Origin of the sequence: Pseudoalteromonas luteoviolacea NCIMB 1942 (genome assembly GCF_001625595.1) — a bacterium.
Classification (GTDB): domain Bacteria; phylum Pseudomonadota; class Gammaproteobacteria; order Enterobacterales; family Alteromonadaceae; genus Pseudoalteromonas; species Pseudoalteromonas luteoviolacea_A.
The window spans coordinates 74,134-90,556 of sequence record NZ_AUXT01000188.1 but is presented as its reverse complement, the minus strand read 5'-3'; the positions used below and the strand labels follow the sequence as shown (position 1 = coordinate 90,556).

Annotated in this window: 10 protein-coding genes; 5 read left to right on the top strand and 5 right to left on the bottom strand. The window is 41.3% G+C overall.

The genetic code is table 11. The features are described 5' to 3' along the window. Positions 1 to 425 precede the first annotated feature (425 nt). Together N482_RS18090 and N482_RS18085 are read left to right on the top strand one after the other, a co-directional pair. A complete protein-coding gene (locus tag N482_RS18090; RefSeq protein ID WP_063378376.1) occupies positions 426 to 1,268 on the top strand; it encodes a hypothetical protein in 843 nt (280 codons plus the stop codon). A 29-nt stretch (positions 1,269 to 1,297) separates the two neighbouring features. Beyond that, positions 1,298 to 2,152, top strand: coding sequence for a LysR family transcriptional regulator (locus N482_RS18085; protein WP_063378375.1), 855 nt, complete (start codon positions 1,298 to 1,300; stop codon positions 2,150 to 2,152). Between the two features lie 183 nt (positions 2,153 to 2,335). Here N482_RS18085 and N482_RS18080 read toward each other — a convergent pair whose 3' ends face one another. From N482_RS18080 to N482_RS18070, 3 genes are all read right to left on the bottom strand, one after another. Next, positions 2,336 to 2,845, bottom strand: coding sequence for a hypothetical protein (locus tag N482_RS18080; protein ID WP_063378374.1), 510 nt, complete (start codon positions 2,843 to 2,845; stop codon positions 2,336 to 2,338). A gap of 184 nt (positions 2,846 to 3,029) precedes the next feature. Then, a complete protein-coding gene (locus tag N482_RS18075) occupies positions 3,030 to 3,539 on the bottom strand; it encodes a YdcF family protein (protein ID WP_063378373.1) in 510 nt (169 codons plus the stop codon). A 98-nt stretch (positions 3,540 to 3,637) separates the two neighbouring features. Beyond that, positions 3,638 to 4,372, bottom strand: a complete 735-nt coding sequence (locus N482_RS18070) for a serine aminopeptidase domain-containing protein (protein ID WP_063378372.1) — start codon at positions 4,370 to 4,372, stop codon at positions 3,638 to 3,640. Positions 4,373 to 4,631: 259 nt separating this feature from the next. Between N482_RS18070 and N482_RS18065 the strand changes: the two genes are divergently transcribed. Beyond that, positions 4,632 to 7,226 carry a serine hydrolase gene (locus tag N482_RS18065; protein ID WP_063378371.1) on the top strand — a complete coding sequence of 865 codons (2,595 nt, stop codon included), beginning with the start codon at positions 4,632 to 4,634 and terminating at the stop codon, positions 7,224 to 7,226. A 251-nt stretch (positions 7,227 to 7,477) separates the two neighbouring features. Beyond that, positions 7,478 to 8,737: an adenylate/guanylate cyclase domain-containing protein gene (locus N482_RS18060; RefSeq protein WP_063378370.1), complete on the top strand. Its 1,260-nt coding sequence runs from the start codon at positions 7,478 to 7,480 to the stop codon at positions 8,735 to 8,737. 267 nt (positions 8,738 to 9,004) lie between these two features. On the opposite strand, the gene N482_RS18055 is transcribed toward N482_RS18060, so the two are convergent. Both N482_RS18055 and N482_RS18050 read right to left on the bottom strand, forming a co-directional pair. After that, positions 9,005 to 11,065: a S9 family peptidase gene (locus N482_RS18055; protein WP_081228062.1), complete on the bottom strand. Its 2,061-nt coding sequence runs from the start codon at positions 11,063 to 11,065 to the stop codon at positions 9,005 to 9,007. Positions 11,066 to 11,490: 425 nt separating this feature from the next. Continuing rightward, entirely contained in the window at positions 11,491 to 14,151 is a 2,661-nt protein-coding gene (locus N482_RS18050; protein ID WP_063378369.1) for a TonB-dependent receptor, read from the bottom strand. Between the two features lie 188 nt (positions 14,152 to 14,339). On the opposite strand from N482_RS18050, the gene N482_RS18045 reads away from it, so the two are divergent. Further along, positions 14,340 to 16,421 (top strand): winged helix-turn-helix domain-containing protein, encoded by a 2,082-nt coding sequence (locus N482_RS18045; RefSeq protein WP_155730636.1) that lies wholly within the window; start codon positions 14,340 to 14,342, stop codon positions 16,419 to 16,421. The last annotated feature ends 2 nt before the right edge of the window (positions 16,422 to 16,423 follow it).

The window sequence follows — 16,423 nt, the reverse complement described above, 5'->3', positions numbered from 1 at the left end:
ATGTTCACGCTCTCGCCCTGTCTCGCCTTTTACCTTTTGCATTTTCGTTTCCTTCTTCTGTTATTATTGTTTTGATTTTAGATAAAAGCTAGTGTGTTATTAAAGTAACGGAAAGGTAAACTAATTACGTTTAAGATATATGTTTGTTTCTTAAATATGGACGGGTGCTAAAAAGTAGGCTCGATTAATTTTCATACCCGCATGAATAGGCACACCGAACTTTCAGTTAATTGAATATGTGTATTATTTTTGAATTTCTAGGGGGGGAGAACTGGTAAATATTATGTATTAAGTTTTAGATTTTTAATATAATTTTTGTCTCTTAAATCACAATGAAATGCTGATGTTCAAGGTTTCTTTATGCTGATTTTTTTTCCACTTTATGGTAAATTGCGTGCAGTGATTTATATGGAAGAATTATTGCCTTGGAACAACATTCAGAAAAAAAAGCACAGAGCTTTGTGTATATCATCTATGGTAAGCAAGAGCGCCATTACCTTGAAGCGCAACTCAGTATTGCCAGTCTCATTTTTCACAACCCAGAAGCACAAATCTGTGTTTTAGCAGAGTGTTTTGAGCTTTTTGATGAGCACCCTCAGCTTACAGTTATCCCCTTAACGGATCAAATGAAGCAGGTGTGGATGGGAGAAGACGGCTACCATTTTAAACTTAAGCTCGCTGGCCTAAAGTACCTACTAGAGCAACATGCACATAAGATCGTATTTTTAGATACTGATACGCTCGTCAAGGCACCTATCATGGACCTGTTTTCTCAAATATCTGAGAACAACACGTTATTGCATGAAAAAGAAGGCGATTTAACAGGTAAGCGCTTTGCTAAGCAGCACGCTGGTGTCATTGGCAAAACGTTTTCTCACCCAGAATTTGGGGAATGGCTAATCGAGTCAGATATGCCCATGTATAACTCTGGTTTAATTGGGATTTGTGACACACACAGTAAGCATTTAGACAACGCTTTGTGGCTAATGCCTTTAATTGATGAGCATACAACGATCCATACTGCTGAGCAGTTCGCACTGGGCATTATTTTACGTCGCCATGAGTCGTTAAGTGAAGTTGGACATAAGCGGGTTTATCACTATTGGCACAAAAAGCCTCGTAAGTATATTTTTGAAGAAACCGAGCGCATGGTTGCTGAGTTTAAAGGACAGTGCTTGTATACAGATCCAAAGGTTATGGCTGATTTTCGTTACAGGCGCCCAGCATTACGCTGGTTGCAAGATAAGTTAGGTCTGGCCAAAAAATAACTGCTTACTAATTAGTTAGGGAGGTGTGCTTGGAGTTTTATCATCTCAAATCATTTGTTGCAGTTGCAAAAGTTCAAAACTTAACAAAAGCAGCAAAACAATTGCACACCACGCCCCCCGCGGTTAGTGCGCATATAAAAGCACTCGAGCAAGAGTTAAATGTAACCTTGTTTGAACGGACCAGCAAAGGCATGTTACTCACCCCGCACGGGCTTGCTTTACAAGAGAAAGCACAGATTACGCTTAATAGCGCACGTGATTTTATCCAAAGTGCAGTACTTACTGATAGTCCACTGACTGGCCAACTTAAACTTGGCCTTAATTTGTCCATCCGTACGCAGGAATGCCAACGTTTACTTGAGCAACTTCAGTGCGCGTTTCCAAAAGTTTCCATCTCGTTAAACCCGAGTAACTCTGCTGAAATTCTCAGAAGCATCGAGTCAGGTCGTTTAGATGGGGGCTATGTTTTCGGCCCTAGTGGTAATGAGTTTTTGGCTAAATTTATCACTAACCGCAAGATAACGACGGTGATGCCAAAAGCTTGGATGAACACACAAGAAAGTGAATTCCAGTTGCTTGAAAAAGGAACTTGGATTGGAATGGGCGATGACTGTCCATTTGATAATGAACTGGTAACTCGGCTGCCTAGTGCAAAAATTAGTCACTTTTCAAGTTATGACGAGCATACTCGAGTTGATTTAGTTTCGCAGGGTTTTGGGGCGAGTTTTGTTGATGAAAGCGAGCTTTTGATTCTGCCTGAAAATGTCCATCAAACAAATGTACTCGATTTTACTTTGCCGTTATTTTTTGTGGTATTGGCAAGCCGACCGGCAGAGCCTTTAATTCAAGCTTTATTAAATCGTGTTGAAATGCTACCAGAATAACCAAACGTTGTAATGGTTGATATGTGTGGATGCTGCTTGGTAAGAAGCTTTTATTATTATCATTATTTGCACTTACCAAGCAGCTCACACATTAAAACCAAGTGACGGGCATGTTCTTGGTTTTTTCACATTGCTCCCGAGTAGGCGAGTGACAATGCAAAATCGTTTAGTAAACTGTCTTATTTACCACTTAAACAATTTACATTTTTGAATTCGTTTACCACCGTAATTAGCGACTAGGTAAGGTCCAACTTGTGCTTCACGGATGGTATCGAATGTATAGGTAATGATCTCAACATCTAATGAGCCATCACCATGTAATTGGTAGCTTGCATTCAGCTTGCTTGAGCCTATTTCAAATAGACTGACAAACTTATTTTCGAACAGGTATTGGTCGATAACAATGCCGTTATTTTCGTCTACTGCAAAATGACCTTTTTTCTCATCTAAAGTCACTAATGTGTAATTACGTGGGCGAGCATTAGGTCCTTCACCATACGTGATGATCCAATCAGCTTTATTCTCTACTGGTGCGCCAACTTCAAGCGACATTGGGAACTCATACAATGAGCCATGTCCTGGCGCGATTAACTCGCATTTACCTTTAAAAAATCCTTGCCACTCTTGTGGTGCAGCCTGTACACCTGCAGAAACTGCCGATAATCCTAAACATAGAGCTAACAGAGTTCTCATTATTATTTCCCTTCGTTGGTGACTTTTTTGGTTATCAGTAAGTAAAACGAGGAAAATTCCAATTAATAACAAAGGAAGGTGTTTTTTATAATAATAAATTTTAAGTTGTTGATATTATTGTTTTTAAAATTTTAATGGTTGCGGTTGTTAATGTGCCAAAACCAATCGTTCAGATCTTATTTGGTTACACCAAGGGCGTGTAATGTGCCTGCAATGACTGAAAATCCCGTTGGATTGCATGAGTTTCATGGGCTTCTAGTCTGATGCGCTCTGATTCGGGGAGAAAAGCTTTCGAACAGTGAAATTGCTTTGTGAGACTGGGCTGCAAATATTCAAAAATTAATTTGACCCGCTGCATGTGAAAGTCGGAGCTTACAATATCGACAGATTGCGCGTTATTCGCACTCAGTAATGGTGCTGTTAAAGTGGCGTCCTCGATTGTAAATCGGCTTAACGCATTGTCTAAAATAACCTGCTCAGAAATGCCTAAATTGGTTAAGTATCCGCGATTTAGACTCGCGTGCGAGTGTGGGGATTGATTGAAGTTTTTACCAAAGCCGCCAGTGCAAATCAGCTTACTTTGTGGCCTTTTACTGAATAGGTCATATGCCAGTTCACAGCGAGACTTTGAAATAGGTGAAAGGTTTCCATATTTATCATTCTTGTTGCCAAGCACAATGATTACATGAGTCAAAATTGAGTACTTCCTGAATGGTTTCTACAGTTACAATTTAAACGCCAAGACTGGGGCGGTTAAGCTTGAGCATAGAGACGCTCAAGCAAGTTAAGATTTTAGTTAATTTGATGCGAAAACCAAGTCACAATGGCGTCAGTCAGGTTGCTGTCTTTATCTAAAAGAGGGTAACCATGTTCTTTTCCCTTGTACGCCAAAAATTTGCTATTACTGTGTTTTGCCTCAACAAACAATGTCTGCGCACTGGTATAGGTTCTGCCATCTTCATCTGCCGCAATAATGAGTGTGGGCGTGTTTGATAATGAACCAGTGTACTTCTCTATATTTTTTTCATTTTGTGCTGATGAGAAAAAGCTAATGGCGGCGATTTGATTATTCATTCCCAGTTCTATCGCTTGAGAACCACCGCAGCTTGCCCCTATTACGCCAATTTTTCCTTGTACGCCGACTTTGTTTCTCAAAAAGTCATAGGCAATTTGAACGTCAGAGGGCCAGTGAGCAGACATATCTTGCCAAGCTTTTCTGCGCTGCTGTGTGCTCAATGTCGACATTTTGCTCACATCATATTTGACACTTTTACTCTCTCCAAAACCTCTAAAGTCTATGCTCAAAGCATGAATATGATTATTCGCCAGCTGCTTTCCGATGTTGTTGTACATGGATTGATTGTAGTTGCATTGGTGGAGCATTAATACCGCGCCTTTGCTTGTTGATGGCGAAAGAAAATACTCCCCTTTAATCGTAAAACCATCTTTGGCGGTTAACTGGATATTGGCGAGCGCTGAAGTGCTGGCGAGTGCAGTGATGAGCATAAGGCTATGTATTATTTTCATTTTGATCCTTTGATGTTGGGTGTTCAAACTAAACTACCCTAGCTAAAACACGAATACAGGGTTTATGCGATAAATTCACGGTTGGTCACGTTGTATTATTTTTGAGCTTTCAAGGTCGGTGTTGGAAAGATTATAAAACGGTACCTGATTATCTACATTCAATTACCGAATCTCACACCAAGTACTCAGTTAAACACAATATTGAGGCGCACTATTTCCTAAGATAGACACAATTACTTACAACATTAAGGAAAGAAAAGTGAAAAGGTTCACGTTAAGTATTTTAGCTTCAGCAATGTTTTTAACGGGTTGTAACGGTGGTGGTGTAAAAATTATCAAATCTAAAGACAAAGACAGACCACCAGTATTGGCTGATTTTTCTGGGCAATGGGGTATGCTCGGACGTGGTCAAATTTGGTCTATCGATGCCTCTGGCCTTACGACTTACAATTACAACAGCAAAAGCTGTGTCAAGGGGGGAACAGAGACCGAGAAAGATCTACAAGATGCATTAAAGTACCTGTCTCTTTCAGAGTCACAAGACACGCTTACCTTCGCAAGCCCTGCCTCATCTAGATCAACTTTGAGTAAACTGACATCACTCCCCGAACATTGCCAAGGTGGTCACTTAACTACTGAGATGACTTACCCGCAATTGTTCGAGTATGTTTGGCACACTTTGAATGAGTATTACGCGTTCTTTGAATTGAGAGGCATTGACTGGCAGCAAGTTTACACTGATTACAAACCTAAAGTGACCGACTCTATCACGCAAAGTGAGTTTATAGAGATCATGGACGAGATTCTTACTGAATTTGGAGACGGGCACTTGAGCCTAAGCTCTGATGATGGATCCAGCGCTGATGGCAATAAAATCGATACTTTATTGAAAGAAGCATTATTGCACGATGACGAGAATATCGAAGGCGCACTCGCCGAACTTAATCATAATGAATTCAGGGTGCTAAAACACCTGATGCAGGATGGGAAGTTACGCACTTATGACAATAGTGATGCCCTGTTTTATGGCAAGATATCTGATGATCTTGGTTATGTGCGCATCGACAGGGTTTCGGATATGGTGGCGGACAATTCAAGTGACGGTATTGTTCCAAGGGTTGAACACGACCTCACTAATACCGATAAGATCATGGAGCAAGTCTTGACCGAATTTGCAGATGTTGAGGCGATGATCATTGATTTAAGATACAACAAAGGCGGTTATGACAATGTGTCACGCAAGATTGCTGGGTACTTTACCGATGAGGCGTATGGCTTTGGCACTAAACAGGTTTCTAATAAAGCGCATCAGGGGCAGTCTATCGAGCTCACTGTTACACCCAGCGAAACTCAAAGATTTACGAAACCTATTTATGTACTGACGGGCGAAAATACTGGCAGTGGAGGAGAGGTTTTAGCTGAAGCACTCAAAGCATTACCGCAAAGTAAATTGGTTGGCGAAGCTACAAACGGCAGCGTTTCAGATTCTTTGAATCACGAGTTACCAGGTGGATGGGAGCTGAGTTTAAGCCATCAGGTTTATAAAAACCAAGCGGGGGACGTTTTAGAGAAAACCGGTGTTACACCAGATATCTATATGCCCGCATATGCCAGTGTTGATCATAAATTAAAAACAGACACGCCAATTGAATTTGTCATTCAAACATTGGGCGAGATGTCGACGCATCAGTATGATGTCGCTAAATTAAATGGTTTATTAGAGCAGGCTCTAAAAGAAACAGGTTTGCCGAGTTTATCGGTTGCGGTGATTTCAGATGACAAAATCGTATACGAGCAAGCTGTTGGTCTTGCGGATATTGCCCAAAATCGACTTGCTACGGTTCATACGCCTTATAATGTTGGCTCGATAAGTAAAGCGGTTTCAGCAGTTGCAATAATGCAACAAGTTGAGAAAGGCACTGTGAGCCTTGATGACAAGCTGGCACAGATGAACCTGACTTTTGACCCAAACAACCCTGAAAACTCAGGTGAGCAAATGAGCTTGCGAAATTTAGTGACACACACATCGGGTATCAAAGACAGCGATATGATTCTTTGTACTTACTATGTGCACGAAACAGGACTGCCGCTGGTAAATATATTTGGTACACCTTATTGCGATGACTCGGCGCCCGTAACGCAAGATCTTACGACCTTTTTGGCGAATGATTACTTTAGACAGGGTGGCCGTTACGCGGGTAGTGGTATTTATTTTGGCGAGGCAGGCGGTTTTCCTAATCAAGTGCAAGGGTACTCAAATGTGGGTTCAGCTTTAGCTGTCCATGCAGTAGAACAAAAAACTGGACTGAATTTGGCCAATGATATGCAGGCGCACATTTTTGCCCCCCTAAAGATGGACAATACCCACTGGTATCACACCGAGCTGAATGAAAATAACCCGAAAGCGATTCAGTACAGTATTGATCATGAAGGTGTGAAGCATGCGATGCCTGAATATAGCTACGCTACTTTTTATGATGGTGACTTGAATGTCAGTAGCCATGACCTGAGCAAGCTTTTAATAGCGATTGCCAATAACGGGATGTACGAAGATGTACGTATTCTGCGAGAAGCTAGCGTTGAAAAGATGCTCAGTGCTCAAAGTAATGTTTTTAACATTCCATACCAGCAAGGGGTTTTTTGGTATTGGGATGGTTCTTTCTTTGGACACAATGGTGGTGATCCTGGTACACACGCGAGCATGTCATACAACAAAGAGACCAAAACCGGCGTTATTATCTTAGCCAATGGCGAGGACTTTATTCATGGTAAGGATGAGATAGATAGCCAATTAAATGTTATAGCATCAAGCCTTTATCGATATGGGGTGCAGTATCCAGCTAAAAACAAATAACAAATCTAACTGGTGGTTGTATGACAAGTAGTAAGTGTGAACCATACAGCCACATTATTGATATTCCATTAGGCCACTTCGGTAAATCCCTGTTAAACAACTGCTTCTTTGAGCGTACTAAACGTCGAGTGCTGTTATGTTAATTTAAAAATGCTTAGCTACACTATATTTGTCGAGATTGGTATAACGCTATCCAATGAACAAGTAGCGTACCAATTAACAGCTAAAAATATATGCGGTGAACAATTAACATGAAATGGTTGAAGGATATTGACGAAACGTTTGATGCGTTGCTGACTGACTGTTATCAGCAACGTGAAATGGAGATGGAGTTACACATTAATCGGATCCGTTTTTACGGCCTGATGTCGTTATTTCTAATTGAATTGTTTATTGGTTTGCTCAACAGTGGAGTTGATTGGACTTTAATAGCTGTTGATCTTGGCACTATGGCGCTGACAGCCGTTTGGTGCGTTGTGGTTTCAATGTGGGCGAGGAGCAAAGAATACAAGCCTTGGTTAAAGTACATTTCGATTTTGTTTGATTACCTAATTATCTTAATCATCACTTTGGAAATGGAGTTTCTTTCAGAGATTGGTCACTTCTTGCATGATATGCATAACACGGAGTTTGAACTTATGCTGATGAGTGCGTTAATTCTGTTTAATGTTATGAGCGCATTTAGGCAAGGAAAATTGATAATCTACTATTCAACACTATGTTGCTTGGCGACAGGTACATTGATTTTAGAGCACAGTGATACAGCGCGTGCGATAGAGTTACATGAACAAATCATTATTTTGTTCTCTGGTTTGTTAGCGTGGTCAATCTCAAGTTACATCACAAATACATATACTCGACTTAGACACAGGGAACGGCTTCTACGCTACCTACCAAAAAAGTTAGTCAGTGCTGTCGAAACAGGGAAAGTCGATATTGAACCAGGTGGAGAGCGGCGCAATGTAACAGTATTAATGGCTGATATTAGAAGTTTTACATCTTTGTGTGAAAAGCATGAGCCCGAAGTCATAACGGCTTTGTTGAATCGTTATTTTTCCGCAATGAGTATTATTATTTTTAAATATGACGGAATGATTGATAAGTTCATCGGCGATGCCATTATGGCAATTTTTGGTACACCTCAAGATGAAGGAAACAGTGCCAGAAATGCCATAGAAGCCTCAAAAGAAATGCTGACAGCTCTTGATCAACTTAATAGAGAGCTCGTAAATGAGGGCTTGCCAGCGCTTGAGATTGGGATAGGCGTGCATAGTGGTGAGGCGATAGCGGGTAATGTAGGTAGTTCGAGTTGCATGGATTACACCGTTATTGGGGATACCGTAAATGTAGCAGCGCGTATCGAAAGTAAAACCAAAGATCTCAAAACCCCTTTGCTTGTAAGCAAAGTAAGTGTTGAACAATCACAATTAAATTCGTTAGAAAAGGTTGCAGAAGTCAATTTGAAAGGCCGCTCGGAGCCGATAGAAGTCTTCTTTGATCCTGTAATTTAATTGTGAATTAATTGTTTACTTTTTTGCCTTTGTTAGTTTAATATGGGTACAGCTCAAAAGTGAGACTGTCTTTGTTTTATGCTTTTGCGGTTGCTTAATACGGTCACTAACGTTGAAGCGCATGGAAGGGGTCAATGAATTTTGCAAAGGTCGAAGGCGATTAGATAGTCTTGTTTTTGGGCAGCTACCACCTTTAGTAATAAATAAAAGAGCAAAACGACATAGTCAGTGACTTAGTCGCTTCACTCTTTTGACATGGAAAGTGGTTTACTTGCGCGCAGCCTTTACTTCTTTAAGTTTAGCCGCATGGTCGATAACGTAACCTGGCATTTCTTTATTACCATGGATTAAGTAGTTGTCCATCCAACGCATTAATCGAATGCTATAGTCATACTGCGCAGCTACTTTACGGTTACCATGGCCTTCTCCTGGGTAGTAAACTAAGCGAACATCTTTTCCTTGAACTTTCATATAACGATAAAGTTCCATTGATTGTGCAGGGTGAACACGAGGATCATCTTTACCGTGCATTATCAATAGTGGAGTTTTAGATTGGCCAGCCCAATAAATAGGACTGCGCTCTAAGTACCATTGCCACTTCTGCCAAGGGTATGAACGCGCATGAACTAAGAACATTTCGTTTGAGATATCAGTAGTACCAAACTTGGATAGTTGGTTGGTAACACCCACAAACATCACACTTGCTGCAAAGTGCTCAGTTAATTTGGTCGCGCCCCATGCAGATGCGTAACCGCCGTATGAACCGCCCGTAATACCGACCTTTTTCGTGTCGACTAACCCGATATTAACAAGGTACTCTTTCATATCTACTAAGTCGTCAAATTCTTTTCCAGCATAATCACCCTGGCCAAGTTTAGAGTAGTCAACCCCTTTTCCTGTCGATCCGCGGTAGTTAGGATAGAAAATTGCGTACCCTCTGGCTGCGCCCATTTGGCCTGGATCGGAATAGCTGGTCAGCCACCCATTTTTGTCGTGTGATTCAGGTCCACCGTGTACTGACATGATCAATGGGTAACGCTGACCTTTTTCGTAATCAAGCGGGTAGATTAAAACGCCACCAATTTCAATACCGTCACGGGCCTTAAAGGTTAGCGCTTCTTGCTTTGCAAAGCGTTTATTATCAAGCCACTCGTTCGAATTTGACAAGCGAGTAGGGCGTTTTGACCTCACCATGTATACTTCATTTGGGTGTTTAGCTGTATTGGCGGTTAAAGCAATTGTTTTGTCAGAGCTTGATACCGACAGCTTTCCAGCAATGAGTTTACCTTCTTTGATAAGCTTTTTGTATTTCTGAGATCCAACCTTGATTTGACCCACAAAGCTCTCTGCGCCAACATGGCCGACAAAGTTTAAGACATTTTTACGGTTTGACCATTCAAAGTCACCGATATGGCCCATAAAGTTTGGGATCCACTCTTCGACTTTACCTGTTTTGGCATTTGCAATGTACAAACGACCCTTTGCCGGGTCATGTTTGTCTTCAGCGCCTAAAATCGCAATGTATTTGCCGTCTTGAGAAAATTCTGCTTCGCCTAATTTACCTTCCGTCATGAAGGACGTGGTAATTGAATGCGTTTTCGCATCCATAATGTGCCATTGAGATTTCATGTATTGGTCGTCAATTAGCGCAGTTGGCTGAGTCTTAACCAACAATGTGCTGGCATCATCTGACCAATTTACGTCACTTACATAGCCGTCAACGTTTACCGCAGTCGGTTTCAGTGGTTTCTCACTGGCGTGTAAGTCGATAATATGAAGTTGCTTGTTTTTAAGGCCTAGCTCGTATACTTCCGCCATAAAACCTAATTTCTTGAGTTCTTTTTCAGAAGCATCTTTTGCAGGCATAGCAAGAACAGCAACTTGCTTACCATTAGGGCTTAAACGATAAGTAGAAACGGATCTACCAGCTAGTGAGAATACTTTTTGAGCTTCACCACCGTTTACTGCAATACGGTAAAGTGACGTGAACATATCAGTTTTCTTTTTGGTCAAGAAATAGATGTAGCTACCATCTGCAGACCAAGAAATATTGCGAATATTGACTTTACCCGTAATGTATGGACGTTCGACACCTTCGTCATCAACGAGATGAAGTTCAGTGAAGTTTTTACCATTTTTATCTACGTACAGCTCTCGCGGAACTGAACGTGTAAACGCAACTGACTCGCCATCAGGGCTTACAACAGCACTGACAACTTTTTGAATTTTTGGAATGTCTTCTACGGTAATAGTATCTGCTTTGCTCGCGATACTGCTAGCACTTGCTAAACCTATAGCAAGGGCAAGTGTGGTTTTGATCAACTTCATTGTACTAACCTTGAATAAGAAACTGAACGGAGCAGGGTTGCCCAGCTCATAAAATTTAGCACATTCTACGTAGGGACGCTCAGAAAACCAGTGTTTGCGACAAAGTGTATGAGTGGTGCGACTAGCGGTTTAGCTGCTTGCATAAAGTAGTACAAAATTTGAGCTTGAAATAGGGTTAACACTTGGTCCAATTTGAATATTCTATTAATTTAGAGGAGTGAAGTGCTCAAATGCAAAGAGAAATGATGATTAATTATTCACTTAGATGTAAAAAGGTCTGTGACTTGTAAGCCTACGAGTCGTATGCGGAAAACTAACTCAATGTAATCATCTAACGAGTTAATACCGAGTAAAGGGCGCTTTCAACCCGCCGTTAATGTAGACAGCGTAGATAACCTTAACTCAATTGCTTAGTACACATTATACTAATGTGTACTAAAGCGGTATTGGGCGCCCAAGTAAAAGCGTCGGCCATTTCGGTATACGGCTGTAGGAGCGTATTCATTTCGATCGTAAGTATAAATCGTTTCATCACCCAAGTTTAAAAACTCGAATACCAAGTCGAGGTTGTCAGTTAGAGAGTAGGTGATATTGCCATCTAGCTGCCCATAATCATCCATTTTTGTTTCGCCTACACCAGTGGCAAACTCGGTTCGATAATTATAAGCCAGTCGAATACTGAGCTGATTGTTTTCATAATAAGCTGTGAGATTGGCGCTGTGTTTAGATGTCCCAGGGATCCAATCTTTGAGACCGCTGAGTTGAGAAGTTCTACTGCCATCAACGTAGGTATAGTTGGTGATGATGCCGAAACCATAAGCTATTGCTTGTTGATAGCTAAGTTCAATGCCCTGAATCGTGCCGCCATTGCCATTTATGGGCCTGTCTATGGACATTTGAACTCCTTCATGAAGTTCTAATTGACGTTTAAATTCAATAAAAGACTCTACATCTTTATTAAAGATCGCTACCGATGCGAGGGCTGCATCAGCAAAGTACCACTCTAAACTGACGTCATACTGAGTCGCACGGTATGGATCTAAATCAGGGTTTCCTCCCTGTCCTTGAGCTTGGGTGACATTATAATTTGTAGATGGCATCAAATGATGGAACTGAGCTCTAGACATTACTCTCGCGACAGCAAACCGGCTAATGAGGGACTCAGTTAAGTCAACTTGTAGATTAACGCTCGGTAACAAATCAGTATAACTCTTTGTATTAGTTTGCCAATTGTAGTCGGCAGTGGTGTCTGGTAGCGTTGCAATGCGCTCATAGGCTTTTGCTTGTTGCCATGTTTTTACTAATCGAAGGCCAAGGTTTGCACTATAGCTTGAACCGCTCAAGGTAAGCATGGAATACCCCGCTAGAGTCTCTTCTTCAATGTAAAAACGACTGTTTTTCTCCTCGTCTTGAATAAACTGCAACGCAGAAAAGTCTTTTTCTAAGGCGGAAATATTTGCAAAGCTGTAGCGTTTTAAAGTCTGTTCATTGCCTATTCCTTGAAGGAAATTATCTACAAAAGGAGCTTGGTAATCAGCTAGGCTGGTCCCAAGTTGTGTGGCCAGACCATCTAAGCTCCCTTGATTAGAGCGCATTCTGATAAAGTCGCGCTTATGACGCTTATATTTTCCACCAAAGCTTAACTTTTCTAATCCGGGCGTTGTTAAAGTTCGAGAAAAGTCTTTTTGTATAAAATAAGCTGTGTCATTACCGTCTTGGCTGTCGCTTCTGGCTTCACTGATAAACCACTTATCGGCCTGTAAAGGTGAGGTCGCATAGTGTGTTTGGATGTTTTTAGGTGTCCTAGTATCAAATGAATATACTGTGTTGGCCGAAAACTGTGCGGTATTATCCTCACTTGTGCCACCTTGCCCTAATGTATAGCCGACTTGATATTGCGCATCCCACCATGGGCCCGTGTATTTTAGGTCTAGATGAAAACTTTGAGTTTGGATCTGGGCTTTTCGCCAGATTGCTTCCATGCTGGTGTTAAAAGGCTTGGATGTCGCATGGCCTAACTCGCCATAAACTAGGGTATTGTCACGGATCTCGTAATCGGTTATCGGGCTTTGTGCATCAAGTGCTTTTCCTGGCTGCCAAAGAAAGTTTTGGTTACTGTTGTCTGCGCTAAGCTCTGAGTGGAGCAAGTGAGCACGAAGGGCCCAATTATGATCAAGCTGATAAGTGATACTGGATGTCAGGCTGGTTAGCGCTCGGTCTTGTAAAAAGACGGCTGAACCACCCCCTCCGGGCGTCCAAATGTTCTCGAACGTCGCATTTGGGTTGGTTGAAGCTGCAAGCTGCCCATTCGAAGCTTGCTCAAAGTTTCTTTCATGCCAGCCCCACGATTCTAATCCATCGCGTCTCAGCGAACGCTGCAAATGGTTAAGTGTTATTAAAAACGCGAAGTCTTCAGGCTGGTTTTTCCAACTATATACAGCAGAAAATTGAGGGTTATATTGTTTGGATAAATCATTAAACTGAACCTGAGTTGTAATTGAGCCAGTGCCTGATTCAGCATAGAGTGGATCTATGGTCTTAATGTTTATCGCGCCACCCAAAGAGCCTTCGTCTTGATTGGCTTGCGGCGTTTTATAGATTTCTAAACTAGAAACAATATCAGCAGGCAGCAAAGTAAAGTTAAAGCCCCTGCTTGGCAAAGAAGAGATCCACCAATCAGCCGATGCCAAGTATTGACCATTTAAGTAGGTACGGTTTTGTTCAGGCGTGGTACCTCGCACACCAATTCTCTCACCTTCACCTTGAACTCGTGACAACGATATGCCAGTTATGCGCTGAAGTGCCTCCGCAACATTTTTGTCTGGAAACTTCCCTATCTCTTGTGCGCTGATACTATCGCTTATTTGTTGACTATAGCGTTTATTATTGAGAGATTTGACAACGCTGTCATGAAAGCCCCTGATTTGAATATGGAATAATGGATCTTTTGGCGAGTCAGGGGTGTTATCTGTTTTAGGGTCTTCATGGTTTTTCTGAGGTGCAGAATAGGTGTTTTGCGCAAAAATAAGAGTACCAATTAGAGCGCTGGTAATCAGAAATTGGTTATTACGACTGCTAAAAATCATTATTTCCGACTCCTGCAATAAAGCATTTAACTTATTGTGACACTTTTTGAACTTATGTTTTTAAACGCAAGAACAAACGGAACAAGGTTATATATAGGTAAATTATTTTTTCAATTAGCATAACATAGTATGATGGTAAGGGAATAGATGTCTGTTTTGTGACTTTCTGAATAATAGGAAGCAATTTTTTGTTGGATCAATCAATGCAGTTTGAGCGTTTTTTATTAAATGATGTATTAATTGATACTAAGAAAATGCGTGTCAAAACGGCGGGAAAGTGGACGCCCATAGAACATAAACAGTTGGCATTACTCAGGCTACTCATATACAAAGCCCCAGAGCCTGTTACACGAGATGAAATTATTGAGCAGCTTTGGCCTAATTTAATCGTAAGTGATAACTCTGTCAGTCAGCTCATTGTCCAGTTACGCAAAGTATTGGGGGACACTTCCAAAAAGCCACTTTTCATAAAAACAGTCCCCAAAGTTGGCTATCAATGTATAGCTACTTTCTCGCATACACCGACGTTAATCGAAAAGTCAAAGACACCTAACAAGAATATTCCTTTTCATTGGATGATGGGCGGGATTGCTTTGGGCTTTTCCCTAGCATTAGTCATTTTATTTGACTGGAAGGGTGATGGAAGCACCCAAAAAATCGATTACATTTCGAGAATTACTTCAGCTCCGGGTGCTGAAGTACAGTTAAGCTTCTCGCCAAATGGGCGATATTTAGCTTACAGCCAAATAGTTTCGGGCAGCAGTCAATTTGATCTGGCAGTCTACGATTTGCAAACTCAAACTTCACACACGGTAAAGTCTTCAGGGTACAGTGAGCAATTTCCAGCTTGGTCAGCAGACGGTAATTGGCTTGTATATTATCGTTTTGGTCCTTTCGGTTGTGAAGTCCGTGCTCTGTCGGTCAACAATGCCATAGAGCTTTGGCGGCTGAACAAAGAGGTCCACCTGTTAGAGTGCGATGGGGCGCATGAACCAGAAAAAATCATTTGGTATTCAAAAGACAGTTTGCTAGTAAACAGGGCTATGTCAGGTAAAAAGGCACTGGTGAAGTACGACACTTTTATTGACGACCGTGGGCAACTTGAATTGCGAGAGTCTCAAATACTGCAAGGTGTTCAACATTATGATGTTCTTGGTGATAATTTACTCTATTCAAATACTAATGATGAGGTGTTTAAATCACGTGTTAGCTTTGATGGCGAAGCTGTGGAACTTGTGGGCTTGGGCAAAATCAGTAAACCTTATTTTGGATTGACAGAGAGCGAAGTGGTTAGTCTTACCGGCGACTTGCGGCTTCACGTTGGAGAACAAAAAACAGCGTCTATTTATAAGCCATATGGAAAAATTACTGAGCTTGCAGTTGGTCGAGGGTCCGGTCATTTAGCACATACTGAGGGCACCGCTGAAGTTAACCTTTACTTATTCAATCGCAATAAAGCAGAATTTCAAGCGATATCATCAAATTCTAGGGTAGATACTCTGGCGAGCATTTCTTCTGAAGGTATGCAGCTGGCTTATGTATCAACGGCTCCGAGAGTCGACCCGCAAATAGATCATGTTGAAGTATGGATAAAACACCGCTTGAAAGCGAGCCCGAGTTTACTCACTAAAATGTCCAAGTCTGACAAACCGAGGCTTTTATTATTTTCATCAGACGGAGAGTACTTAGCGATATTAAGTGAGGCCAATACGCTTTTTATAATCAATGTGTTTGCTAAAAACCCCGTTGCTGTGGTGAAAGAAAATAGCAGCTTGAGAAATATTTACTGGGCTGATGATGGAAAGTCCATTTATTATCAAACAACTGAGTCAGGTGAGCAGCAGTATTGGCAATATGATGTGGGAAGCACTGGTAACTACTTATTAGCTGAAAATGGTAACAAGCCGCTCCCTTTGTCTAAGAAAAATATAAGCTTTGATGGGTTTCTGCTGGCCCTTAAACAATATTTATTCGAGGTGCTTGAAGGGCAAGTCAGCCTAGAGCAATTATCAAGTTCTATTGATTTATACCGTCCTGCGGTGCATAAAAATGGTATTTACTATGTGATCAAGCAAGGGCACCAATTATCGTTATATAATTTTAATAGCGTTGTTCAAAAAAATGAATTTGTCGCGGATATTGGCTTGCACCTATACAGCATGAATGTCGATTTGGGACTGAGTACCACGGAGGACGGCAATCAAATAATTTTGAATCGAGTTGAAAACTTAGAGATGGATATCGTATTGCACAAGTTTGCTGATCCGTAGGT

Bases quoted from the DNA above. Each gene is read 5' to 3' on its own strand.
- N482_RS18080 (WP_063378374.1), bottom strand. From the start codon at position 2,845: ATGAGAACTCTGTTAGCTCTATGTTTAGGATTATCGGCAGTTTCTGCA.
- N482_RS18070 (WP_063378372.1), bottom strand. From the start codon at position 4,372: ATGAAAATAATACATAGCCTTATGCTCATCACTGCACTCGCCAGCACT.
- N482_RS18060 (WP_063378370.1), top strand. From the start codon at position 7,478: ATGAAATGGTTGAAGGATATTGACGAAACGTTTGATGCGTTGCTGACT.
- N482_RS18055 (WP_081228062.1), bottom strand. From the start codon at position 11,065: ATGAAGTTGATCAAAACCACACTTGCCCTTGCTATAGGTTTAGCAAGT.
- N482_RS18050 (WP_063378369.1), bottom strand. From the start codon at position 14,151: ATGATTTTTAGCAGTCGTAATAACCAATTTCTGATTACCAGCGCTCTA.